25 protein-coding genes are annotated in these 22994 nt (G+C 60.3%); 16 read left to right on the plus strand and 9 right to left on the minus strand.

All coding sequences use genetic code 11. The features are described from left to right. Nucleotides 1–10: 10 nt before the first annotated feature. Nucleotides 11–142: a hypothetical protein gene (locus PL599_RS17730; RefSeq protein WP_264673018.1), complete on the plus strand. Its 132-nt coding sequence runs from the start codon at nucleotides 11–13 to the stop codon at nucleotides 140–142. A 391-nt stretch (nucleotides 143–533) separates the two neighbouring features. Continuing rightward, nucleotides 534–1826, plus strand: coding sequence for a GGDEF domain-containing response regulator (locus PL599_RS17735; RefSeq protein ID WP_173988586.1), 1293 nt, complete (start codon nucleotides 534–536; stop codon nucleotides 1824–1826). Nucleotides 1827–2035: 209 nt separating this feature from the next. Here the strand turns inward: PL599_RS17735 and PL599_RS17740 are convergent, their stop codons facing one another. Next, nucleotides 2036–2797 (minus strand): SOS response-associated peptidase, encoded by a 762-nt coding sequence (locus PL599_RS17740; RefSeq protein ID WP_137410030.1) that lies wholly within the window; start codon nucleotides 2795–2797, stop codon nucleotides 2036–2038. A gap of 10 nt (nucleotides 2798–2807) precedes the next feature. Further along, on the minus strand, nucleotides 2808–3131 hold the full coding sequence (locus tag PL599_RS17745) for a YnfA family protein (protein ID WP_077982594.1): 324 nt from the start codon (nucleotides 3129–3131) through the stop codon (nucleotides 2808–2810). Between the two features lie 133 nt (nucleotides 3132–3264). Here PL599_RS17745 and PL599_RS17750 point away from each other — a divergent pair, with 133 nt between their 5' ends. The 9 genes from PL599_RS17750 (at nucleotide 3265) to PL599_RS17790 (ending at nucleotide 9227) form a co-directional block, all read left to right on the plus strand. Next, complete coding sequence (locus tag PL599_RS17750) at nucleotides 3265–3681, plus strand: NUDIX hydrolase (protein WP_269824185.1); 417 nt, start codon at nucleotides 3265–3267, stop codon at nucleotides 3679–3681. A gap of 98 nt (nucleotides 3682–3779) precedes the next feature. Continuing rightward, a complete protein-coding gene (locus tag PL599_RS17755) occupies nucleotides 3780–4217 on the plus strand; it encodes a TIGR02301 family protein (protein ID WP_077982596.1) in 438 nt (145 codons plus the stop codon). 105 nt (nucleotides 4218–4322) lie between these two features. After that, the gene (locus PL599_RS17760; RefSeq protein ID WP_003501987.1) at nucleotides 4323–4580 is read left to right on the plus strand and encodes a hypothetical protein; all 258 of its coding nucleotides are present in this window, start codon (nucleotides 4323–4325) and stop codon (nucleotides 4578–4580) included. A gap of 14 nt (nucleotides 4581–4594) precedes the next feature. After that, complete coding sequence (locus PL599_RS17765; protein WP_269824184.1) at nucleotides 4595–5362, plus strand: hypothetical protein; 768 nt, start codon at nucleotides 4595–4597, stop codon at nucleotides 5360–5362. A gap of 122 nt (nucleotides 5363–5484) precedes the next feature. Further along, the gene (ygfZ, locus tag PL599_RS17770) at nucleotides 5485–6333 is read left to right on the plus strand and encodes a CAF17-like 4Fe-4S cluster assembly/insertion protein YgfZ (RefSeq protein WP_269824283.1); all 849 of its coding nucleotides are present in this window, start codon (nucleotides 5485–5487) and stop codon (nucleotides 6331–6333) included. Nucleotides 6334–6335: 2 nt separating this feature from the next. Then, nucleotides 6336–6959, plus strand: a complete 624-nt coding sequence (locus PL599_RS17775) for a YfbR-like 5'-deoxynucleotidase (RefSeq protein ID WP_170985469.1) — start codon at nucleotides 6336–6338, stop codon at nucleotides 6957–6959. Beyond that, complete coding sequence (locus PL599_RS17780; protein WP_137410027.1) at nucleotides 6956–7474, plus strand: tyrosine phosphatase family protein; 519 nt, start codon at nucleotides 6956–6958, stop codon at nucleotides 7472–7474. Before PL599_RS17775 ends, PL599_RS17780 begins: the two co-directional genes overlap by 4 nt. A 78-nt stretch (nucleotides 7475–7552) precedes the next feature. Then, entirely contained in the window at nucleotides 7553–8374 is an 822-nt protein-coding gene (locus PL599_RS17785) for a mechanosensitive ion channel family protein (RefSeq protein ID WP_077982599.1), read from the plus strand. A 166-nt stretch (nucleotides 8375–8540) separates the two neighbouring features. Next, on the plus strand, nucleotides 8541–9227 hold the full coding sequence (locus PL599_RS17790) for a metal-binding protein ZinT (RefSeq protein ID WP_142912504.1): 687 nt from the start codon (nucleotides 8541–8543) through the stop codon (nucleotides 9225–9227). 52 nt (nucleotides 9228–9279) lie between these two features. Here PL599_RS17790 and PL599_RS17795 read toward each other — a convergent pair whose 3' ends face one another. The 3 genes from PL599_RS17795 to PL599_RS17805 all read right to left on the minus strand — a co-directional run bounded on the left by PL599_RS17795 (nucleotide 9280) and on the right by PL599_RS17805 (nucleotide 12135). Further along, the gene (locus PL599_RS17795) at nucleotides 9280–10098 is read right to left on the minus strand and encodes an ABC transporter permease (RefSeq protein ID WP_269824183.1); all 819 of its coding nucleotides are present in this window, start codon (nucleotides 10096–10098) and stop codon (nucleotides 9280–9282) included. Further along, nucleotides 10095–10883: an ABC transporter ATP-binding protein gene (locus PL599_RS17800; protein ID WP_162520424.1), complete on the minus strand. Its 789-nt coding sequence runs from the start codon at nucleotides 10881–10883 to the stop codon at nucleotides 10095–10097. The genes PL599_RS17795 and PL599_RS17800 overlap by 4 nt, the downstream gene beginning before the upstream one ends. A gap of 208 nt (nucleotides 10884–11091) precedes the next feature. Next, the gene (locus tag PL599_RS17805) at nucleotides 11092–12135 is read right to left on the minus strand and encodes an ABC transporter substrate-binding protein (protein WP_269824182.1); all 1044 of its coding nucleotides are present in this window, start codon (nucleotides 12133–12135) and stop codon (nucleotides 11092–11094) included. 289 nt (nucleotides 12136–12424) lie between these two features. Here PL599_RS17805 and PL599_RS17810 point away from each other — a divergent pair, with 289 nt between their 5' ends. From PL599_RS17810 to PL599_RS17825, 4 genes are all read left to right on the plus strand, one after another. Then, nucleotides 12425–13984 (plus strand): VOC family protein, encoded by a 1560-nt coding sequence (locus tag PL599_RS17810; RefSeq protein ID WP_269824181.1) that lies wholly within the window; start codon nucleotides 12425–12427, stop codon nucleotides 13982–13984. A gap of 256 nt (nucleotides 13985–14240) precedes the next feature. Beyond that, complete coding sequence (locus tag PL599_RS17815; RefSeq protein ID WP_269824180.1) at nucleotides 14241–17012, plus strand: DUF2339 domain-containing protein; 2772 nt, start codon at nucleotides 14241–14243, stop codon at nucleotides 17010–17012. Continuing rightward, nucleotides 17009–17653, plus strand: coding sequence for an HD domain-containing protein (locus PL599_RS17820; protein ID WP_269824179.1), 645 nt, complete (start codon nucleotides 17009–17011; stop codon nucleotides 17651–17653). The genes PL599_RS17815 and PL599_RS17820 overlap by 4 nt, the downstream gene beginning before the upstream one ends. Before the next feature lie 11 nt (nucleotides 17654–17664). Beyond that, nucleotides 17665–18507 carry an MOSC domain-containing protein gene (locus PL599_RS17825; RefSeq protein WP_269824178.1) on the plus strand — a complete coding sequence of 281 codons (843 nt, stop codon included), beginning with the start codon at nucleotides 17665–17667 and terminating at the stop codon, nucleotides 18505–18507. A gap of 253 nt (nucleotides 18508–18760) precedes the next feature. On the opposite strand, the gene PL599_RS17830 is transcribed toward PL599_RS17825, so the two are convergent. Next, nucleotides 18761–19495, minus strand: a complete 735-nt coding sequence (locus tag PL599_RS17830) for a class I SAM-dependent methyltransferase (RefSeq protein WP_269824177.1) — start codon at nucleotides 19493–19495, stop codon at nucleotides 18761–18763. Between the two features lie 166 nt (nucleotides 19496–19661). Between PL599_RS17830 and PL599_RS17835 the strand changes: the two genes are divergently transcribed. Then, nucleotides 19662–20876 (plus strand): MFS transporter, encoded by a 1215-nt coding sequence (locus PL599_RS17835; RefSeq protein WP_269824176.1) that lies wholly within the window; start codon nucleotides 19662–19664, stop codon nucleotides 20874–20876. Between the two features lies 1 nt (nucleotide 20877). On the opposite strand, the gene recO is transcribed toward PL599_RS17835, so the two are convergent. From recO to PL599_RS17850, 3 genes are all read right to left on the minus strand, one after another. Beyond that, nucleotides 20878–21648, minus strand: a complete 771-nt coding sequence (gene recO / locus PL599_RS17840) for a DNA repair protein RecO (RefSeq protein ID WP_077982606.1) — start codon at nucleotides 21646–21648, stop codon at nucleotides 20878–20880. 56 nt (nucleotides 21649–21704) lie between these two features. After that, a complete protein-coding gene (locus PL599_RS17845) occupies nucleotides 21705–22082 on the minus strand; it encodes a response regulator (RefSeq protein ID WP_269824175.1) in 378 nt (125 codons plus the stop codon). Between the two features lie 134 nt (nucleotides 22083–22216). Further along, nucleotides 22217–22969 carry a Crp/Fnr family transcriptional regulator gene (locus PL599_RS17850; protein WP_269824174.1) on the minus strand — a complete coding sequence of 251 codons (753 nt, stop codon included), beginning with the start codon at nucleotides 22967–22969 and terminating at the stop codon, nucleotides 22217–22219. Between the last annotated feature and the right edge of the window lie 25 nt (nucleotides 22970–22994).

Raw genomic sequence — 22994 nt, forward strand, 5'->3', positions numbered from 1 at the left:
AGAGAGAGAAATGACGAACGAGACGAAGGCGCAGCCGCCGGCGAAGCCCGACCTCAACAGCCACTACCGCCCGCTCGGACTGAAGGCCGTAGCGGCCGCAACCCTGATGCTGAAGCGCAAGCCCGCCGCCAAAACCGCCTGAAAATATTAGCTTTTTTGATTTTTTTGGATTTTGCGAATCTTCCAGAAAACGGAACGTTGCCGACGGAAAATCGACAATCACGCGGCGCCTTTTTCGGGCGCCGTTTTTTTGTTTCAGGCACCGCCGCGATACTGCAAAGCTTCAGTCATTCACGCAATCGGCAGCCTTCTGTAACGAAGCTGCAACGAAAGTGTAGTAAAAGGCTCGCCTTCCACAAGAAGGCTATACGAACACCGACGTATAGATTAGTGAATACAAAAGAACTTTTTTATTCCGCATTTTTTTCCACAACAATGCATAAGCCGGCTCTCGAATCCGCAGACACGCGGATGGCGGATGTTCGGCGTTGAGGGAAGATTGTGAAGACAGGCCAGGGGGGCTTGGGACGGCCATGCAGGATAAAATCCTTCTGATTGAAGATTCCGTTGCTCTTTCCATGCTGCTGAAGACGCGGCTTTCGGAAGAAACGGAAGCCGAAGTCGTCCATTGCGACAGCATGGCCGCGGCCGATACCCTCATGCAGGCCCATGATTTCACGCTGGCGCTGACGGGCCTCAACCTGCCCGATGCGCCGAAGGGCGAGATTCTCGCACTTTTATCCGAGCGCAAGGTGCCAGCCATCGTTTTCACCGCCACGGTGGATGACGAGGCGCGCAAGCGCTACGCCGAAAAGAAGATCATCGACTATATCGTCAAGGACGGCCATCGAACCGTCGATGCGGTCGTCAGAACGGTCCAGCGGATTTTGAGCAACAAGCTCTTCTCCGTTCTGGTCGTCGATGATGTGCGAACAGCCCGTTCCGGCCTGGTGGAAATTCTGGAGCGGCAGAATTTCAGGGTCAGCGAGGCCCATTCGGGCAAGCAGGCGCTGGAGATACTGTCGCAAGACCCGACGATCCAGCTTGTCATCACCGATTATCATATGCCCGACATGGACGGCTACGAGCTCACACGCCGTATCCGCGACAGCCGGTCCTCCGAAGATTTGCGGGTCATCGGCATCTCCTCTTCAACGGATCGTCTCCTTTCGGCAAGTTTTCTCAAGGCCGGCGCGTCGGATTTCGTCTACCGCCCCTTCGTGCCGGAAGAATTGCAATGCCGCATCGACAACAATATCGAGACGTTGAAACAGCTCAAACGCCTGCGCGAACTGGCAGAGCGAGATCACCTCACCGGCCTGCCCAATCGCCGCTCTTTCTTCGAGCGGACGCGGGCGCTGATGGATGTCATCAATGGCAATGACGAGAGCGGCGCCGTCGCCATTCTCGACATCGATCATTTCAAGAAGATCAACGACACGCTGGGGCATGATGCCGGCGACAGGGCGCTGAAGAAGCTGGCCGAACTGCTGCATGACATGTGCGACGAGCAACGCCATATTCCCGCGCGCCTCGGCGGCGAGGAATTTGCCGTGTTCCTGCGCGGACTGGATGCCCGGGCTGCCTATGCCTTCTGCGAGGAACTGCGCGAACAGGTGGAAAGGAACGGCCGCCAGCTGAGCGGCAGCAGCCTGGCGCTGACCATTTCGCTCGGCGTCGTGGAGATCGAAAAGGGCGAGCCCTTCGACAACCAGCTGAATGCGGCGGATCAGTTGCTCTATCTCGCCAAGGCGAATGGCCGCAACCGCGTCTATTCCGACATCATGATCCAGGAAGGCCTGCAAAAGATCGGGCTGAACGGCTGATTGTCTCTGAAGACTTCTATGGGACCGAGCAAGTGCCACTTTTTTCTTCTCCCCGCCGGGGAGAAGTCCGCGGCAGCGGGATGAGGGGGCAAGCTCTCCGCATATCTCTACCGTAGCCCCCTCATCTGACCCTTCGGGCCATCTTCTCCCCGGCAGGGAGAAGAAAGAGGCGGCTCGCTCAGCCCTCGTCATTGGCCTCGCGAAACACCTCAAAACAATGACATCTGCCCCTCGTCCTTCGGCGGTTTGATCTTTGCCAGCGGCGCGCTTTCCGGCACCGGCTCGATGAGGTCGGCGCCGACATTAGCGACCTTGTTGACCTTGTCCGAGACGGGAATCATCTCGAAAAAATCATCCTGAACTGGCCGCATCAGGTCGGCGACCTCGCGTGGCTCCTGGGTCTTGCAGTCGAGCCAGCGGCTGAAATCTTCCGGCGCAATGACCACGGGCATGCGGTCGTGAATACGGCCAATCGCGGCATTGGCGGCCGTGGTGAGGATTGCGCCGGTATCGACTTCCGAACCATCGGCGGACGACCAGGTTTCCATGAGACCGGCGAAAGCGACGATGCCGCCGTTCTTCGGGCGGATGAAATAGGGTTGCGGTTTGCCGCCCTCCTCCTTTGGCGGGCGCCGCCATTCGTAAAAACCCGTTGCCGGGACGAGCACGCGGCGATGGCGCATGGCGGCGCGGAAGGAGGCCTTGCCGATTGCGGTTTCGGAACGGGCATTGATGAGCAGCGGAAAGTCCTTCGGATCCTTCACCCAGCCCGGCATGAAACCCCAGCGCACCAGCACGGCCCGGCGATTGGGCAGGTTGCTGCCGCGCTCCTGCCGCTCGCCTTCCATGACGACCAGAATGGGTTGGGTCGGCGCGATGTTGAAACGGGCGGGAAAGTCCTCAAGGCCGATCAGATCGAGATAATCGGCAATCTCCTCCGGCGTCGCCTTCAGCACGAAACGTCCGCACATCGCCTTCTCCTTATGCCCTTGGTCCGAACAGGATGATGGCGGTGCCGGCAAGGCAGACGATGCCGCCGGCGATATCCCACCTGTCCGGCGTTTGCCCTTCCACGCCCCAGAGCCAGAAAAGCGAGGCAGCAATATAGATCCCGCCATAGGCGGCATAGGCCCTGCCCGCCGCCTCTGTCGGCACCAGCGTCAGAAGCCAGGCAAAAGCCGCCAGCGCCACCATGCCGGGCAACAATATCCAACCGGTCTTACCGAGTTTCAGCCAGGCCCAGAAGGAAAAACAGCCGGCGATTTCGGCAAGAGCCGCCAGAACGTAGATAAGATAGACCTTCATTCCACCGTCTTTAGCATGCACAATCGCGTCCGTTCCGGACTATAACCATCGGCGCGGAAACCGGAATCGAATTTTCCGAGCCACGATACCACGATAGACAGGCCGGAAACGGCCGAAACAAGCGAAACCCTTCATGACCCTTCGTATCAAGCCCCGTGCCGCCTCCTCCGCCATCGTCAGGAATGGAGACCGGCTGCTTCTCGTGCGCCGCATCAACCCACCCTCCAAGGACATGTTCGCCTTTCCGGGCGGTCGGGCCGAAGACGGCGAAACCCCGGCCGAGACTGCACTGCGCGAACTGCAGGAAGAAACCGGCATCATCGCTCGCCGGCCGCAGCTTTTCGCGACATACGATCTTCCCTCGCGAGATGCGGCAGGCCTGCTGACGAGCCATTATTTCCTGTCGGTTTTCACCGTGGAAACCGATGCCGACCCCCTCGTGACTGTCGGCGACGATGCGGCGGATGCGGGCTGGTACACATTGGCGGAAATTCGCCTGCTGCCCGCGCCCGAAAGCGTCGTCGAATGCGCCGAACGCCTGCTTGCATGATTGCCAGCCAGCCAGAATCGCTATTATCTAGGATCGATCCGCCCGCCGGATGGTCACGAGCCAACAGTTCACGCGTATGTGTGGGGCAGAATAGAATTTTGATACGACCAACCATCTTCCTGTCTCTTTTTGTGACAATGCTTGCCGTATCAGGGCAAGAGGGCATCGCTTATGCGCAGCCTTCAAAATCCGTTTCGACGGCGCGTCCTGCGGAAGCGACACCGCCCAAACCCGCTCCTTACGACGACAAGCTGGCGCGGCTTTCGGAAATATTGGGCGCGGTGCAGTATCTGAGAACGTTGTGCCCCTCCTCCGGACCGGAGGACTGGCGCAAGTCGATGAGCGACCTTCTGGCCGCTGATACGGCCAACGAACCCGAACGCCGCCAGCGCATGACGGCCGCATTCAACCGTGGATACCGCTCCTTTGCAGCCATCCACACCAGTTGCACACGCGCCGCCATCATGGCAGAAGAGAACTACCGTAACGAAGGGGCAACACTCGCGCAGGAAATCGCGTCCCGGTTCGGAAATTAGAGGATTATTAACCTCTTTTCGCCGCAGGCCGTGCCGTTTTGATAAAAGGCTGCTAGTGTTGTTAACAGGGTGGTAAGGACTTGCCCGCCCTGTCGAGGATGAAAAATGCAGACAAGCCGTAACGAAATCGACGATATGATCGTGCATGAAAAAATGCAGGTCGCTCTGGAACACCAGAACGAGGCATGGGCTGACGGCATGGCCGACGGCATCGAGCCTGAGATCATCGCCGATGCCGCCATCGCTCTGGCCATGCGCGAAACCATCCGTATCCATGGCGAGGCCGGCGCTGAAGCAATGCTGGAATCGCTGCGCCAGCGCATGCTTCAGGGCGAATTTTCGCCGCAGCGGGTAATACAGTAAAGCCGGGGTCTATCATGTCTTGCCTGAGCAAGGGGCTTTTGCGCTCTTCCGCCCTGCTGTCCATCCTGCTTGCGCTCGCCGCCAGCCCGATTGGCATGCCAGGCCGCGCCTTTGCCCTTTCCGAGCTGAAGCCGGCGCAGAACACCGAAAGCGAGCCGAAGGCTGAGAATGGCGGTGAGCCGCAGCAGACCCAGCCCGCGGAGCCGGACGAAATCGAAGGCGATTCGGAAGGCATTCCCCTGCCCGACCCGCTGGTGGACCGTTCCGCCAGCCAGACGAACCAGCAATCTGCCAAGCCCGACGCGACGCCGGAAATGTCCGTTGTCATCGAGCACGATATTTCCAAGGCGCCGGAACCCGTGCGCAAGCTGCGCCAGCAGATCATCGATGCCGCCGCCTCCGGCGATATCGAAAAGCTGCGACCCTTCATCGCTGCCGGCCAGAACGAATTCCGCATCGACGGCAATGACGGCGAAGACCCGATTGCGGCGCTGAAAACTTATTCCGGCGATCCTGACGGGCTGGAAGTGCTGGCGATCATCATCGACCTGCTGTCGACCGGTTATGCCCATGTGGACGCCGGCACGCCCGACGAGGCCTATGTTTTCCCCTATTTTTCCGGAAAACCGCTGAATACGCTGACTGCGCCGGAAAAGGTGGAGCTTCTGCGAATCATTACGGCGGGCGATCTGGCTGACATGCAGGAATTTGGCAATTACAGCTTTTATCGCGTCGGCATTTCGCCTGACGGCAAGTGGAAGTTCTTCACCGCCGGCGATTGATCGCATCGCAGCGCTTGCCGTTCTTTTGCAAAAATCCTAACTGTGCGGAATGAGCATTCCGGCAAATGCATCTGCATCTTGCCTGCTATCCGCATAGTCTCGACGAACCGAACGGTGACGCCATGCCTTCCGCCTTTCTTGCCGACCGCCGTCTGATCCGGGTTTCCGGCGCCGGCGCCGAGGAATTTTTGAACAACCTAATCACCGCAGATGTTGAAAACCTGCCGCAAGGCGAAGCAAGGGCCGCAGCCCTTCTGACGCCGCAGGGCAAGATTCTGTTCGATTTTCTGATCTGGCGCGATGGCGGGGACTATCTGATCGAGACGGGCGCGGCCGAACAGGACGCGCTGTTGCGCCGCCTGACCATGTACAAGCTGCGTGCACCGGTCGACCTCAAAGCCGAGACGGTGGAAGGCGTGAGCGTTTTCTGGAACGAGACTGCGCCGGCGGCTGGCGTCAGGGATGGCCGTTTCGCCAAAGCCGGCATCGATCTCTACCGTATACCGGGCGCCTCCGCATCCGGCGACATCGCGGCCTATGATGCGCTCCGTATCGAGCAGGGCATTGCCGAATCCGGTCGGGATTATGCGCTTCAGGATGCTTTTCCGCACGATGTGCTGATGGATGTGAATGACGGCGTTTCCTTCAATAAGGGTTGTTTTGTCGGTCAGGAAGTCGTCTCGCGCATGAAACATCGCGGCACGGCAAGACGCCGCGTCGTCAGCGTTTCGGCCGAAGTCGCGCTTCCCGCCAGCGGAACGGAGATTACTGCCGATGGAAAGCCGGTCGGCGCGCTCGGAACCGTTTCCGGTAACAGGGCGCTCGCCATTGTGCGGATCGACCGTATTGCCGATGCGCTTGCTTCGGGTACGCCGCTTCTTGCCGGGAATGTTCCCGTGACGGTGGCGCTGCCGGCGTGGAGCGGCATTTCCTTGCCGACGGCCGATCCGGCAGCACGGGCGGAGGATTGAGAGTGACGCCCGCAAAAAGCCCGCGCGCCTGGCAGCGCATGCTGTCCGGTCGGCGGCTCGATCTGCTCGACCCTTCGCCGCTCGATGTGGAAATCGTCGATATTGCCCATGGCCTTGCCCGTGTGGCCCGCTGGAACGGCCAGACACGCGGCGACCATGCCTTTTCCGTGGCCCAGCATTGCCTCATCGTCGAGACCATCTTCTGCCGCATGTGCACCGGTGCCACGCCTGACGAGATGCAGATGGCGCTTCTGCACGATGCGCCGGAATATGTCATCGGCGACATGATCTCGCCGTTCAAATCGGTGGTCGGCGGTGGTTACAAGACCGTGGAAAAACGCCTGGAAGCCGCGGTGCATCTGCGTTTCGGCCTGCCGCCGCATGCATCGCGCGAATTGAAGGACCGCATCAAGAAGGCCGATACGGTCGCCGCCTTTTTCGAAGCGACGGAACTTGCCGGTTTTTCCACCGCCGAGGCGCAGAAGTTCTTCGGCCTGCCGCGCGGCATCACCCGCGATATGTTCGACATGACGCCCCTGCCCTCGACTGAAGCGCAAAAGCTTTTCATTGAGCGTTTTGAGGCAATTGAAGAGCTGCGTATGGTCAAGACGGGGAGCGCGACATGACGGCCATTGTCGTATCGCCGCTGTCGCGGATCGCGGAGATGGCCGTGAAGCACAAGGCCCGCGAAATGGTGACGCTGATCGCCAAAGAGCAGTCTTTTCACCGCCCTGCCGTCATTGCCGCAGACCGGCACCTGACGCTTGCCATGAACGACATTGCATTCAAGGGCACCGCCGATCTCATCGCGCCGGACGATGCGCATGTGCTGAAGCTAATCGATTTCGCCCGGCAATGGGACCAGTCCGCGCCGCTGCTCATCCATTGCTGGATGGGTGTTTCGCGCTCACCCGCCGCCGCCGTCATCGCAGCCCTCAGCCTTTATCCGGACCAAGACGAGAACGAACTCGCCGGGCGATTGCGGGCGGTTTCCCCTTACGCCACGCCGAATGCCCGTATCATCGCCATTGGCGACCGGCTTCTGAGGCGCGACGGGCGACTTGTCAGGGCGATAAAGGCGATCGGCAGGGGTGCGGATACCGACGGCAACGTGCCTTTCGTGCTGCCGCTCGGCGGCTGAAGCCCGAATTTTGGCGGAACCGCCAAGGCGCCCGTTCGTTACCAACGCTGAACAGCAATAAAGATTACGGGACAATTCATGGAACAGCAGGCAGCGGATATCTTCGTCGCATCGCAGGCAGCCGTTCGGCAGGCCAGCGCCCTGGCAGTGCAATATTCCTTTTCGGTCATTGGCGCGCTTCTTCTTCTGATCATCGGCTGGTTGGCCGCAACATTCCTGCAACGCTGGGCATTTCAGGGCCTGTCGCGCGTTCGCGGCTTCGATGCGACGCTAGCCGGTTTTTTTGCCGGGGCGGTCCGCTATGTCGTGCTAATTCTGGTTCTGGTCATGGTGCTTAGCCAGTTCGGTGTACAAACAGCGTCCATTCTTGCAGTTCTCGGCGCCGCCGGCCTTGCCATCGGCCTTGCGTTGCAGGGCACGTTGCAGAACATCGCCGCGGGCATCATGCTCGTGGTGCTACGTCCCTTCCGCGTCGGCGAATATATCGAGACGACTACCGTCAAAGGAACCATCATCGAGATCGGGCTGTTCGCTACCGAGCTCAAGACGAGCGACGGGCTTTATCGCCTTGCACCCAACTCGACCCTGTGGAACGTGCCGATCACCAATTACAGCCGCTTTCCGTCGCGCCGTCATGAAGTGAGCCTGACGGTCAAGAACGACGAGGACCTCGCCGCTGCACAGGATATGCTGATGCGGGTGGCGCGATCCGAAAGCCGCGTGCTGCTGGATCCAGCCCCCGTGACCTTTGTGGATTCAGTCAGTGCGGACAGCGCCACGGTGAAATTACGCTACTGGGTGCGCAGCGACAGTTACTTTACAACGACCCGCGACGTGACGAAGGCCATGAAACTCGCCTTTGACGAGCGCAAGGCGGACATAAGCGCGCAACCCGCCTGAGGCGTTGCACCTTACCCTCTTTCAAGCGCGACGGCTGCAAAGCCATCGCGCTTTTTCGTTGCACCGAGCCGGGACGCCACTTGCATCCCTCGAACGCGGCCTTTATGGATCATGATGTAATGTTATTACGTAACTTGCCATTATGAAGATAAGAGGGCCGAAACAAATGCAGAAGATACTCACCCGCGTCACCGGCGCTGTCGCACTTGGTTCCATGCTGCTGGCGACGACCGCGGCGATGGCCGCCGGCGGCGACAAATCCGCTGCCCACAGCCACGACCATGGGCACGATCATGGCCACCAGATGACCGAGGCGGAAAAGCAGATTTACAAGGGCTACTTCGAAGATGCCCAGGTGAAACCGCGCGCGCTTTCCGACTGGGAAGGCGACTGGCAATCGGTCTACCCCTATCTGCTGAACGGCTCGCTCGATTCCGTCATGGCCGAAAAGGCGGCGCATGGCGACAAGACCGCGGCGGAGTACCGCGCCTATTACGAGATTGGCTACAAGACCGATGTGAACCGCATCGTCATCAAGGCCGACAGCGTGGCATTCTACAAGGACGGCAAGCCCGCTGAAGGCACCTATGTCAGCGACGGCCATGAAATCCTGACCTACAAGAAGGGCAATCGCGGCGTACGCTATATCTTCAAGAAAACCGCCGGCGACGAGGCCGCGCCGCAATTCATCCAGTTCAGCGATCACTCCATCGCCCCGGTCAAGGCGGGCCATTACCATCTCTACTGGGGCAACGACCGCAAGGCATTGCTGGACGAAGTGACCAATTGGCCGACCTACTACCCGTTCCTGATGGACGGCGGCGATATCGTGGAAGAAATGGCGGCGCATTAACTTCGCATGACATTCCGGCACGGGCATATTCTTCATGCCCGTGCTGCATTCCTTATTGCCCCATGGTGGAGCGATGCGCCCAGCCGGTCATGCGCTTTTCAAGCCATGCCATGATGGCGTACATGACGATGCCTTCCACCGCGAGCATCAGCAGGCCAGCAAAGACCAGAGGCACGTTGAACTGGCTCTGCGCCGAACTCATCATGTTGCCGAGGCCGTAATTGGAAGCGACGGTCTCCGACACGACCGAGCCGACGAAGGCGAGCGTGATGGCGATTTTGAGCGAGCCGAAGAAATAGGGCATGGACCGCGGAATACCGACCTTCAGCATGATGTCCATCTTCTTGGCGCCGAGCGCCCGTAGCACATCTTCGGTTTCCGGCTCGATGGTGGCAAGGCCGGTGGCGACATTGACGACGATGGGAAAGAAGGAAATCAGGAAAGCGGTCAGAACGGCGGGAACCGTGCCGATGCCGAACCAGATGACGAGGATAGGCACCAGCGCCACCTTCGGAATGGCGTTGAAGCCGATCATCAGCGGATAAAGCCCGGCATAGATGGTTTTCGACCAGCCGATGAACAGGCCGATAGCGAGACCGGCGGCCACAGCAATGGCGAAGCCCAGCGTCGTGGTATACAGCGTTTGCAGCGAATTCTTCCAGATCGGCGACCAATATTGCACGATGGCCTGCCCGACCCTGACCGGCGACGGCAGGATGGTGGGCGGCATTTTCAGCGCGTAGACAAGCAGTTCCCACAACACGAAAAGCGCCAGCGTATAAAGCCATGGGGCGGCTTTCACCCAGTTGACGCGGGCAATCAGCGGTTTGCGCGGCTCAGTCGTGACGGTGGTTTCTATGATCGCGCTCATGCCGCCACCCTCGCCTGCGCGATTTCGCCATGCAGTGCCTGCACCATGTCGTTGAAACCCTTGTCATACATGATATCGAGCTGGCGCGGGCGGGCGAAAGGCACGCGATGTTCCGCCAGCACCCGGCCCGGCCTTGCACTCATCACAAAAATCTTGTCGGCCAGAAATGTCGCTTCGCGCAGATCATGGGTCACGAGGATGATGGTGACGCGCTGCGCGGCGTGCAGATCGCGGATGACGCACCACAACTCCTCGCGGGTGAAGGCGTCGAGCGCGCCGAATGGCTCGTCGAGCATCAGCAGTTCCGGCTCATGGATCAGCGCCCGGCAGAGATTGGCGCGCTGCTGCATGCCGCCGGAAAGCTGCCACGGATATTTGGAGCCAAAGCCCTTCAGGCCGACGATCTCCAGAAGACGCTCGGCTTTCGCGACATATTCCGCCTTGTGGGCGCGCAGGCGACGACGATGTTTCTCGACGATCTCCAGCGGCAGCAGGATGTTCTCAAGCGTCGTGCGCCACGGCAGCATCGTCGGGTTCTGAAACGCCATGCCGACGATGGAGACCGGCTCCGTGACCTGCCGCCCGGCAACGATGACATTGCCCCTTTGCGGAATATGCAGCCCCGTCACCAGCTTCATCAGCGTGGACTTGCCGCAGCCGGACGGGCCGACGACAGCCGCGAATTCCCCCTTGTCGACCGTCAGGTTCAAACCGGATACGGCCAGCGTTCCGGCGGAACCGCCGTAACGCATGTCGACATTATCTATTTCCACGAGACGTGACATCGCAGTTCCGTTTTCAGTTGCTGATCGGGCTTTTGAACCCCGCAGCGTTGCCGCTTGTTTCTTCTCCCCGAGGGGGAGAAGGTGGCCCGAAGGGTCGGATGAGGGGGGCAAGCGTAGAGATATACGGAGAGCTTGCCCCCTCATCCCGCTGCCGCGGACTTCTCCCCGGCGGAGAGAAGAATCGGGCCGCACCCGCTCATTTCACCCATCAGGGAAGCATGCGTTCTGCCTTGGCCGGCAGGTAGGTCGCATCGAACACCTGCTCCGCCTTGACGTTGCCCTTCAGGCCCATGGAAACCTTGAGCGTCTCCAGCGAGGCCGCAAGCCGGGCCGGATCGACCCCGCCCATACCGTTTTCCACCACATAGGGCGTCTTGATGTTCATGCTGTTGGCCATGTTCAGGCGCTCCAGCTCGATGGCGCTGTCCAGCGTCTCGTTGCGCTTGAGGACGGCCGCCACACCCTCTTCCGGGTTCTTGACGGAATCAGCGAAACCCTTGGCCAGCGCTTTCAGGAAACCCTTCACCGCTTCAGGGTTTTTCTCAGCGAAATCAGTGTTTACGAGCACCGCATTGCCATAGAGATTCAAGCCATGCTCGGCCATCAGGATGGTCGAGATATCGTCATCGGTGATGCCCTGTTTCTTGAGATTGAGGATCACCGAAAAGGCAAAGCCGAAAACGGCATCGACGTCGCCCTTGGCAAGCATCGGTTCACGCACCGGAAAACCGATCGATTCGATCTTGATCTTGCTGTCATCGAGGCCCGCCACCTGCTTGAAAGCAGGCCATTGCGCAAAAGCACCATCCGGCGGCGGTGCGCCGAGCTTCTTGCCTTCCAGCGACTTCGGATCGCCGGTAACACCGAGCGACTTGCGACCGACCACGGCAAAAGTCGGGCGCTCATAGACCATATAAACGGCCTTGATCTTCTGGCTTGGATCCTCGTCGAGGAACTTCATCACCGAGTTGATGTCGCCGAAACCCATCTGGTAGGCGCCGGTCGCCACGCGCGGAATGGCTTCCACCGAGCCGTTGCCGCTATCGATGGTGACATCGAGCCCTTCAGCCTTGAAGTAACCCTTGTCGAGCGCCAGCAGGAAACCCGCGGCGGGGCCTTCGAACTTCCAGTCGAGTGTGAATTTCACCGGCGTTTCGGCCCGCACCTCTACCGCCGGCAATGAAAATCCGGCGGTTACACCGATGGCGGCAATGGCCAGCGTTCTGGACAACAACCTGCGCGTTAAAATCATCTGTTCCCCCTGATGGTTTTGTTGGATTGGTTGCATAAGACCCAATTCCAACTCTCAAGGCAAGATAAAATTGCATACAAAATAGCCGTTATTTTGTATGCTTATTTTATATGCATCAATGATCGATACACAGGCAACAAGCTGGCAACTCTGCCCATCCCGCGTGCAACGAAGGTGCGGAAATATCGTTCACGCAGAGAACACAGCGTTCTCATTTGCCGGGGTTGCGGATCAGGGGCAGCGTGCGACAAATAGGGCCACGAACAGCAGGCAAACGCGGGACGGCAAGATGAATTCTGCACTTGGTATACACCACATCACCATGATCACCCGGAAGGTGCAGGCGAATGTGGATTTTTACGCCGGCTTTCTGGGCCTGAGGCTGGCCAAGCGCACGGCCGGTTTCGAAGACGCCATGCAGCTGCATCTGCTTTATGGCGACGATATCGCCTCGCCCGGCTCGCTTCTCACCTTTCTCGTCTGGGAAGATGGCGGCCAGGGCCGTGTCGGGTACGGCCAGACGCTGGAAATTTCCGTAGCCATCGATCCCGCCGCCATCGGCTTCTGGCTGACGCGGGCGCTGAGATTTGGCATCCGGGCGGAAGGCCCCTCCGATGAGTTCGGTGCCCCGGTCATCCGGCTGAAAGATCCTGACGGCCTGATCGTCAAGCTGGTCGGCACCCACACCTTTGCCGATGCCACGCCGCATGTGACGGACGATATTTCCGCCGCGGACGCCATTCGCCGTATCTATGGCGCGACGGTGCTGAGCGAAGTGCCGGAAGAAACCGTGGCGTTTCTGGAGAAACATTTCGGTTACCGGCAGGAAAGCCAGGCAGGCGCAATCCGCCGGCTCGTTTCCGACAGCGGCGACATTATCGACGTGCGCGACGCCACCGGCTTCTGGTCCAGCGCGCCGGGCACCGGCACCGTCGATCACATCGCCTTCCGCGCGAAGGATATGGATGAGCTGAACACGGTTCTAACCGGGCTGAAATCGCTGAATTCCAGCACCACCAACGCCCATGACCGGAAATATTTCCACTCGCTTTATGTCCGCGAACCGGGCGGCGTGCTGATCGAAATGGCAACCGACGGGCCGGGCATGACGGTGGACGAACCGCTGGAATCGCTCGGGGAAAAACTGTTCATCCCGCCGCTCTTCATGAAGGACGAGGCGGATGTACGCGTTGCCCTGCCGCAATTTTCGATGCCGGGCGAAGAACGCATCGTCTATCGCGACCTGCCCTTCGTGCACCGGTTCTACACGCCGCAGGAGCCGGATGGCAGCACCATCATCCTGCTGCACGGTTCCGGCGGCAGCGAAACCAGCTTGATGCCGCTGGCGCACCGGGCAGCACCGCGCGCAACGCTTCTCGGCGTGCGCGGCCGCAGCACGGAGGAAGAGATCGCCCGCTGGTTCCGTCGCAATCCCGATTTCAGCTTCGACCAGAAGGATATCGCCTCGGAAGCGGAAGCCTTCGCCGCCTTCGTGGAGGGGGCGATACGGTCCTATGGCCTAGACCGTTCGAAACTGCGGTTTATCGGCCATTCCAATGGCGCGAACTTCTACGCGGCCTTTGCAGCGCTCTATCCCGACCTTGCCGGCGACGCCCTGCTCTATCGCCCGATGCCGGTTCTCGAAACATGGCCGCAGACCGATCTTTCCGGCCGCAATCTCCTGCTTGTGGCGGGAGAACGCGACAAATATCTCGACAAGGCGCACGAACTGCAGGGCCGGCTCGCCGCGAGCGGCGCAAGTGCCGAGCTGGAAACGGTTGAGGACGGGCATGAACTCGGGCTTGCCGATATCGAAGCGGCACGGCACTGGCTGGCGGATGTTTCCTGACACGAGGCCGAGCGCGTGCCACCTATTTCTTCTCCCCGCCGGGGAGAAGGTGGCCCGAAGGGTCGGATGAGGGGGCAAGCTCACCGAATATCTCCACCCTCACCCCCTCATCCCGCTGCCGCGGACTTCTCCCCGGCGGGGAGAAGAAACAAGTGGCACACGCCCGCTCCTTCGCCACCCATATCATCCATCAACCGGGCCTTGCATAAATTCACCAAAAGGGCTTTAAAAACAGCTTCGTAATTGGAGAATCCGTTTGGAAATCCCGCTGTTTATCCTCGCCCTCGTCGCGGCCTTCATCTACACGCTGGTCGCGAGCATCCGCAACTCAAGCCGAATCAAGTCGTTGGAACGGGAAGTTCTCAGTCTCAAGCGGCTGATGGCTGCGGGCGTGACGTTGGCTGCGGCGGCGCAAACGGAGAGCGAGGAATCCGCGGTAAAACCGGATCTCGAGGTGGAAGAGCCAAGCACCCCCGCTGCGGAAGATACAGCCTTCCAGGCTGACTATGCATCCGAGCCCCAGGAAGCCGCCGCCATGGCGCAAGCGGAAGACGCCGTCCGCGAGGAAGCACCCGCAGCTCCCGCCAGCGAGGCGGCATCCGCTCCGGCGACGAAGGAAAGCTTCGAAAGCCTGCTCGGCGCCCGTTGGGCCGTCTGGGCCGGCGGGCTGGCGCTCGCGCTCGGCGGTATTTTCCTCGTCAAATATTCGATCGAATCGGGGCTGCTCAGCCCGGCGGTCAGGCTTTCGCTCGCCGCCATTTTCGGCCTCGTTCTCGGCGTTGCCGGCGAAGCGATCCGCCGCAAGGCGGTGCCGGGCATCGCCTCCACCTATTCCAACGCCATGATACCGGGCGTGCTGACGGCGGCCGGCGCCTTGACGCTGTTCGGCGTCGTCTACGCCGCCTATGGCATTTACGGCTATATCGGCCCCGGCATGGCTTTCAGCCTGCTTGGGCTCGTCGCCTTCGCCACCATCGGGCTTTCGCTGCTGCACGGGCAAGCGCTGGCCGGTCTCGGCCTTCTCGGTTCAATGCTGACGCCAGCACTGATTTCCACCGAAACGCCGAATATCTGGGCGCTCTTCGCGTTCCTGACTATCGCCTGGCTGGCAACAGCGGCCGCGGCGCGCAGGCAGGGCTGGACCGTGGTTCCCTCTCTCGCCAATGCCGGGCTTGGCCTCTGGGCGCTCGGCTATATCGGCTTTTCCGAAACGATCAGTGCCGAACCACCAACGCTTGCCCTGCTCGTCATGCTGGCGGGAACCATATTCCTCTGGCCCGGCAAGACATTCGACACGCCGCCTGCCGAAACCGGTGAACCCGCCGTTCCCGCGCGGCGCGCCATCCGCGGCATGCGGCTTCTGCTGCGCCCGTCGCTCGCCCTCAATCTCACCGTCTCGATGGCCGTGATCCTGCCGGCCATCGGCTTCCTCTTTGCCGATGGCGGCGTCGATACTCATCCGGCGATCATCGTTTCAGCGATCATCGCAGCCCTTGCAGCGCTTGGCGCCGCCCGCCATTATGCGGCCTGGCCAGCCATTATCGCAGCGCTCGGTGCGCAGGCTGCCGTGTCGCTGATGTCGCGGCGGGGCATCGATTTTATCGGCCTTATCAACGATACGTCTGTCTCCCTTCCGTCCGTGTCAGTCGGCTACACGGCGGAAATTGCCATGGCGCTCGGCCTCGGGGCTGTCTTCGTGCTCTGCGCCTTCTCCTTCCTGAAACGCAAGGGCGCTGACGATTCGGATTTTGCTCAGCTCTGGGCCGGTATCGCCGCGCTTTTTCCGGTCTGGCTCGCCACCGCAAGCTTCGTCGAATACGGCAATCTCGGCCGTGACTGGCTGCACGCCGCCTATGGCCTCGGCCTTGGACTGGTGTTGCTTGCAGGCGCCGAGTGGCTGCACCGGCAGAACAACGAGGCCTATCGCAAGCCGCTGAACATCCTCGTGCTCGGCTCATTCGCCGCCTTCGCGCTCTGCCTGCACACGCTGACGCAGGGGCTTGCGACAACCGTGCTGCTCTCCGTAATTGGTTTTGTCTATGTGCTGGCGACACGTCATCGCAACTGGGAGGTTCTGCCCTGGGTGATGGCCGTGGCGAGCGTCGCCGTTCTCGGCCGCATCGCCTGGGAACCCACCATTGTCGGGCCGCAGAACCTCGGCACCACGCCTGTTTTCAACGCGCTTCTTCCGGGTTACGGCATTCCCGCACTGCTGGCCGTTGCCTCGGCCTGGCTGCTGCGCGACTGGCCGGGGGTCAGGGCGAAGAACTTCCTGCAGGCGATTGCCAGTGTCATGGGGCTTCTCGCCGTCGCCATCCTCATCCGCCATGCGATGAATGGCGGCACGCTTGACAACAGCGTACCGACGCTCGGCGAACAGTCGATCTACACGCTGCTGACCATTGGCTTCTCGGGCGTGCTGATGACGCTCGATCTCAAGAGCCCCAGCCCGGTCTTCCGTTACGGCTCGATGATTGCCGGCGTGATTGCCGTCATTAACGTGCTGACGATGCATTTCTTCACGCTCAATCCCTATTTCACCGGCGAGAATACCGGCCGCATCCCGGTCCTCAACCTCCTGCTGATCGGTTACCTTCTGCCGGCGCTCGCTTATGGCGGCCTTGCCTATTATGCGCGGGGAAAACGTCCGCCAGCCTATGTCAGCATGCTGGCGGTGGCGGGTGCAGCACTCGGCTTTGCCTGGGCGACACTTTCGGTGCGCCGTTTCTGGCAGGGCGAGAATATCGCAGACTGGAAGGGTTTTATGCAGGGTGAGACCTACAGCTATTCGGTGGTCTGGCTGCTGATCGGCGTGTTGCTGCTTGTGTTCGGTTCGCGCTTCAATGCCCGCAGCCTGCGTCTGGCATCGGCTGCCTTCGTGCTGATCTCGGTTGCCAAGGCCTTCCTGATCGACATGAGCAATCTCGAAGGTGTGCTGAGGGCGCTGTCCTTCATCGGGCTCGGCGCGGTGCTGATCGGTATCGGCCTGTTCTACCAGAAAATCCTCACCCGGAAGCCGCAGGCATGATCGCGGCTGAGGCTTTCGCGCCCTATGCGGCGCTTGCGCAGGAACTGATGCAGCACGCCGCCGATGCGGGCGACGGCTCGCATGACCTTGCCCATATTCACCGCGTCTTTCGCAACGCCATGCGCATCCATGCGGGCGAAGGCGGCGATGGCACCGTGCTGGCGGCAAGCGTGCTGCTGCATGATTGCGTGGCGGTGGAGAAGAACTCGCCCTTGCGGGCGCAGGCATCGCGGCTGGCGGCGGAAAAGGCGGCGGGCATTCTAATGGGGCTCGGCTGGAAAGAGGCGGATATCGACGCCGCCGCCCACGCCATTACCGCCCACAGCTTTTCCGCCAATATCGAGCCGCAGACACTGGAGGCGAGAATCCTTCAGGATGCCGACCGGCTGGATGCCATCGGCATGGTGGGCGCGGCGCGCTGCTTTTATATTGCCGGGCGCCTGGGCTCGGCACTTTACGATCCGGTTGACCCGCTGGCGAAAGAACGGCCGCTTGACGACCGCGCCTTTGCCATCGACCATTTCGAAACCAAGCTGTTCAAGCTGGCCGACGGTTTTCGCACCGAAACAGGCCGGCAGATGGCCAAAGCCCGCCATGAGAGGCTGAAACAGGTGCTGGACCTGTTTCTCGACGAAATCTGAGGAGACCCGAGATGCGTGTGACCGAACTGAACATCTATCCGCTGAAAAGCGCGCGCGGCATTCCCCTCTCCGAAAGCGCCGTTTCGGCCGAAGGCCTGCCGGGTGACCGCCGCGCCATGCTTGTCGACCCATCCGGCCACTTCATCACCCAGCGTGAATTGCCTGCTATTGCCACGGTTCTGGCTCGCCATGAGGACGAGGGCATGCTGCTTTCAAGGGGTGAAGACGGCGAGGTAGTCGCACGGCCATCAGGCCAGCGCATGGATGTGGCGGTGTGGAAATCGATCGTCAGCGCCAATATCGCCGATGACGAGACCAATGACACGCTTTCGGCCTGGCTCGGACGCGAGGTGAAGTTGGCGTTCTTCGATGATGCCTCTAAACGCATTGCGAGCCTCGAATGGACGGGCAATGAAACCCCCGTCACCTTTGCCGACGGCTACCAGATTCTCGTCACCACCACCGCCTCGCTTGCCGCACTCAACGACAATATGCGCGAAAATGGCGAGGAGGCCGTTGGCATGGAGCGTTTCCGGCCCAATATCGTGCTCGACACGGAGGAAGCATGGGCGGAGGATCGCTGGGCGGCCATCGAGATCGGCGGCATTCGTTTCGATCTCGTCAAGCCCTGCGCCCGCTGCATCATGACCACACAGGACCAGATGACCGGCTCCCGCGATGTGCCCTCCCCCATGAAGGCGATGGGCCGCATCCGCATGTCCGGCGACCGACGCGTGCCCGGCCCGCTCTTCGGCTGGAACGTCACGCCGCGCGGCGAAGGCCGGCTATCCGTCGGCGATGTTGCCAGGGTGATCGAGGAAAGGCCGGAAGGCTGGGCGATCAAGCGGCGGTAGGCCGGCGGCTTGGTTCTGACCGGGCACACCTTCTCTCCCTCACTCCTGTGCTCGTCACAGGAATCCAGCTGACGCGCGGCGGCGCAGCGGAGAGACTCTTTTCAGCCCAAGGACTTGGGCTGGCTGGATCCCTGTGACGAGCACAGGGATGAGAAGGAGCGCGCTACGGTCATCGCTCAACAACCGGCTCAGAGCTGGACGCGCCGATCTCCATCATTGTTTCACACTCGCAAATGCGACGCGCAGTCTCAAGTCACGGCTTTTTCGCCCCGACAATCAGAAAGATCGGGCGGCGATCCTCGTGTCTCAATTCCGGGCGCTCGGCCATCAAAGCCGGATCTGGCCTCGGCTCGGCCAGACGCGTCAGGGTAAAACCGGCAGAAAGCAGGCTGTTGAGAATGCCTGACAACGTGCGGTGATATTTAACCACGTCATCCGCCATCCAGTTGGAGTGGCGCACGCCTTCGTTCTGATAATTGTCGAGCGGCCAGTGGAGGATTTCGCCCTCCTCGTCATAGAACCAGTCCTGTTTTTCCAGCGCCGTGAAAACAGGATGTTCGATGGAAAAGATGAAATCGCCACCGGATTTCAGCACGGCAAAAATCTTCGCGAATGCCACGTCAAGATCGCGAACGTAATGCAGGGCGAGAGAACTCAGCACCACATCGAAACTTTCCTGCGGAAAATCGATGTCCTCGATGGCGGCGCGGCGATAGTCTATGCCCGGACCGCCATTGATCTCGACGGCGCGGCGCAGCATGTTTTCGGAGAGATCGACGCCAACGATATGGGCAGCACCCTGCTCCGCCGCATAACGGCAATGCCAACCGAAACCGCAACCGAGATCGAGGAAAGACCTGCCTTTCAGGTCCGGCAACATGGCGCGCAATTCATGCCACTCGCCGGCCTGACGCAGACCCTCCACGGAGCGCGGTATGGCGCTGTAGCGCTCGAAAAACCCTGCGTCGTCGTAGATATTCTGTTTCATCGTCGTCTCTTCTTCCGCATTCCATCAATGGCATGAATAGTGGCCGTCAAGAAAAGTCGCTAGTGGGACCGGCTGACAAAAGATAATATTCGTTCCATCGTAGCGGATTCTGCGGCAAGCCATGCGCCTTTTCCCTGAGGCGAGGCGCCGCGATGGGGGAATATTCATGTCGCAAGCCACACGCCAGACCATGCCCTGGGTGATTATCGTCGCCGGGTCGCTGATTGCGGTCATGACCTTCGGTCCCCGCTCGGCAATGGGTTTCTTCCAGTTGCCGATGCTTGCCGATACCGGCTGGGATCGCTCTACCTTCGGTCTTGCCATGGCTTTGCAGAACCTCTTCTGGGGGCTTGGCCAGCCCTTCTTCGGCGCCATCGCCGATAAATACGGCACGGGTCGCGTGCTCGTTCTTTCCGGCCTGCTTTATGCTGCCGGCCTCATCTGCATGTCTTTCGGGACCTCGACGTTCTGGCTGCATTTCGGCGGCGGCGTTCTCGTCGGGCTCGGCATTGCCGCCGGCTCCTTCAGCGTCATCCTTTCGGCCTTTGCGCGCCATGTGACGCCGCAGCAACGTTCGCTCGCCTTCGGCATCGGCACGGCGGCGGGTTCGGCCGGCATGTTCCTGTTTGCGCCGATCAGCCAGGGGCTGATTTCCAACTATGGCTGGTCGGACAGCCTCGTCTGGCTCGCCGCGATGATGATGCTCGTGCCGCTGCTCGCCTTTTTCATGCGCGGCAATTCATCCTCCGGCAGCCAGTCGCAGGCGCAGTTCCAGCAGACGGCGGGCGAAGCTCTGAAGGAGGCGCTCGGCCATAAAAGCTACCTGCTTTTGACCACCGGTTTCTTCGTCTGCGGTTTTCAGGTGGCCTTTATCACCGCGCATTTTCCGGCCTATCTCGGCGATATCGGCATCGAACCACGGTACGCCGTCATCGCCATGGCGCTGATCGGCTTCTTCAACATCATCGGCTCGCTTGCCGCCGGCGTCATCGCCCAGCGTTATTCCAAACCCTATCTGCTGGCTTATATCTATATTGCCCGCTCGGTCGTGGTCACGGCCTTCCTGCTGCTGCCGCAATCGCCGCTTTCGGTCATCCTCTTCGCCTCCGTCATGGGCATTCTGTGGCTTTCCACCGTACCGCCCACCAATGCGCTGGTGGCGATCATGTTCGGCACACGTCATCTCGGCATGCTGGGCGGTGTGGTTTTTCTTACCCACCAGATCGGCTCGTTCCTCGGCGTCTGGCTGGGCGGCTTTCTTTACGACAGGTTCGGTTCCTATGATCTCGTCTGGTGGCTGGGCGTCGGCATGGGGATTTTTGCGGCCATCGTGCATTGGCCCATTCAGGAGCGGCCGGCTCCGAGGCCTGCAATGGCCTGATCTAAGCCTGCACGGCCCTGTTGAGCGCAGGCGCCGCCACTCGGCCTTCCAGCGCCTTCAGCGCCGCCTGCACGAAACCGTCGCGGGCGGCGTTTTCGTTGAGGCCACGCGGATCGTAGACATGCCGGTTGAGGAAATGAGCGGTGAGGCGGAAAGCCGCCGCAAGGCTGTCAGGATCGGCCGCCTTCGACTGGCCTTCGCTCAAGAAAGCTGGAAGCGACAGCATCCGCTCCGCATAGGGCGCACCTGCCGTGCGGCAAACCGCCCTGCCCGTTTTCGGCGATACATAGATGAGATCGGTGCGCAGCCCCGTCGCCGCACATTCGGTAAGATCGAGCCCGAAACCGAGCTCGTTCAGAACCGCCAGTTCGAAGCGCACGAACAATTCCCCGGCATCGACGGGGTCATGCAGATTATCGAGAATGATATCCAGCGCCTGATAGAGATGCGGGTGCGGATCGCGCTCCGGCAGAAGCCTGAGCAACGCGCCCATGGCCTGCACGCCATAAACGGCGGTCGCCGTTTCCATCAGCTGTGCTGCGCGCAATTGCAGCGGCTCGATGCGGAACTCGCCCAGATGATCGTGAAGGCGCGCCCGCCAGATGACATCCACCCGGTTTCCGGCCTGCAACACCGGCTGCATGCTGCGGGAACGGCCGGAACGCACCAGCCCCAGATGGCGGCCACGCGAAGGGGTCATCACCTCGGCGATGACACTCGTCTCGCCATGGCGTTTGACGCCGAGAATGATTGCCTCTTCCTGCCACTGCATGAAACGCGTCCGGATTTCGATTCAGGTCCGAGCATACCCGATCTGGCGGCAAAACGTTATTCTTTTACGGCGTCGCCGACCGTGCCGACGAGATTGAGAACGAAATCCATGATTTCACTTTCCCCGAAAGGCTTGCCGAGCAGAGGGGCATGCGAGAGATCATCGGGAAAACCCGTCGTGTCGCCGTAACCGCTGACGAAACCGAAGGGAATGCCCACTTCCCGCAAATCGCGCGCGAAAGCGTAACTTTTGCCATCCGTCAGGCTGACATCGAGAAGAACGCAATCGGCACCATCCTGTTCGACGGCCTGCTTTGCCTGCCCAAGCGTCGTTGCGATTACGATCGTTTCCACACCCATGGACTGGAGAACCGCTTCGACATCAAGGGCCACCAGATATTCATCCTCAACGATGATAACCCGTTGTGGCACCATATCTTTTCTTCTTCCTAAATAGAGAGCCCATGGCTCAAAGTCGCAGTCTGCGACGTGATCTCAAGCGAGATATCACCACAGAAGTCGCAAATTACGGCTCCAGCGTCATTTAAAAAAGACATGTCGGAAGAAGATCAAATGAAGGGCCTTTGGCGCTTTTCGTCGCTTTCCCAGCCGGCAACATTGGCCAGCCCGGCATTATCAAGCACCAGACAACCCTTGTCCGTCCAGCGTATGAGGCCGCGATCGACCAGCTTTCTCAAGGTCTTGTTGGTGTGCACAATGGAAAGGCCGAGCGTATCTGCCACATGCTGCTGGGTGACGGGAATAGGTGTTTCGTTGCGGATGAGATCAACCGCCTTCGCCTTACTATACAGGAAGGCGATGAGATAGGCCGCGCGCTCCAGCGCGGTGCGTCGGCCGATGCTGAGGAGGTGGTTGTCGAGCATGCGCTCCTCGCTTGCCGCGATCCAGGTCAGATCAAAGGCAAGAGTCGGGTGATCGGTGAAGAGATTGTTGAGCCGCGATCGCTCGAAAACGCAGAGCGTCACCGGCGACAGGGCCTCCACCGAATGCTCCATTTCCCCCATCACCGTGCCCTGAAGGCCGACAAGGTCACCCGGCATGACATAATTGAGGATTTGTCGCCTGCCGTCTTCCAGTGTCTTGTAACGGAACGCCCAGCCTTGCAAAACGGTATAAAGATGAGCGCTGTGCGAGCCTTCCATCAGGATCAGGGAGCCGCTTTCCACCGCCAGTTCCCCCGTTTTGAAACGCGATACGAAATCCAGTTCGGAAGAAGAAAAATCCCGGAAATGCGGCAGGTCGCGCAAGGGACATTGCTGGCACGGGGTGGTGGAAATTCCGTTCGGTTTTTTTGGCGACATGAATATCCATCATCAAGAAAAGGTT

The organism is Agrobacterium sp. ST15.16.055, assembly GCF_027956555.1.
Classification (GTDB): Bacteria; Pseudomonadota; Alphaproteobacteria; order Rhizobiales; family Rhizobiaceae; genus Agrobacterium; species Agrobacterium salinitolerans.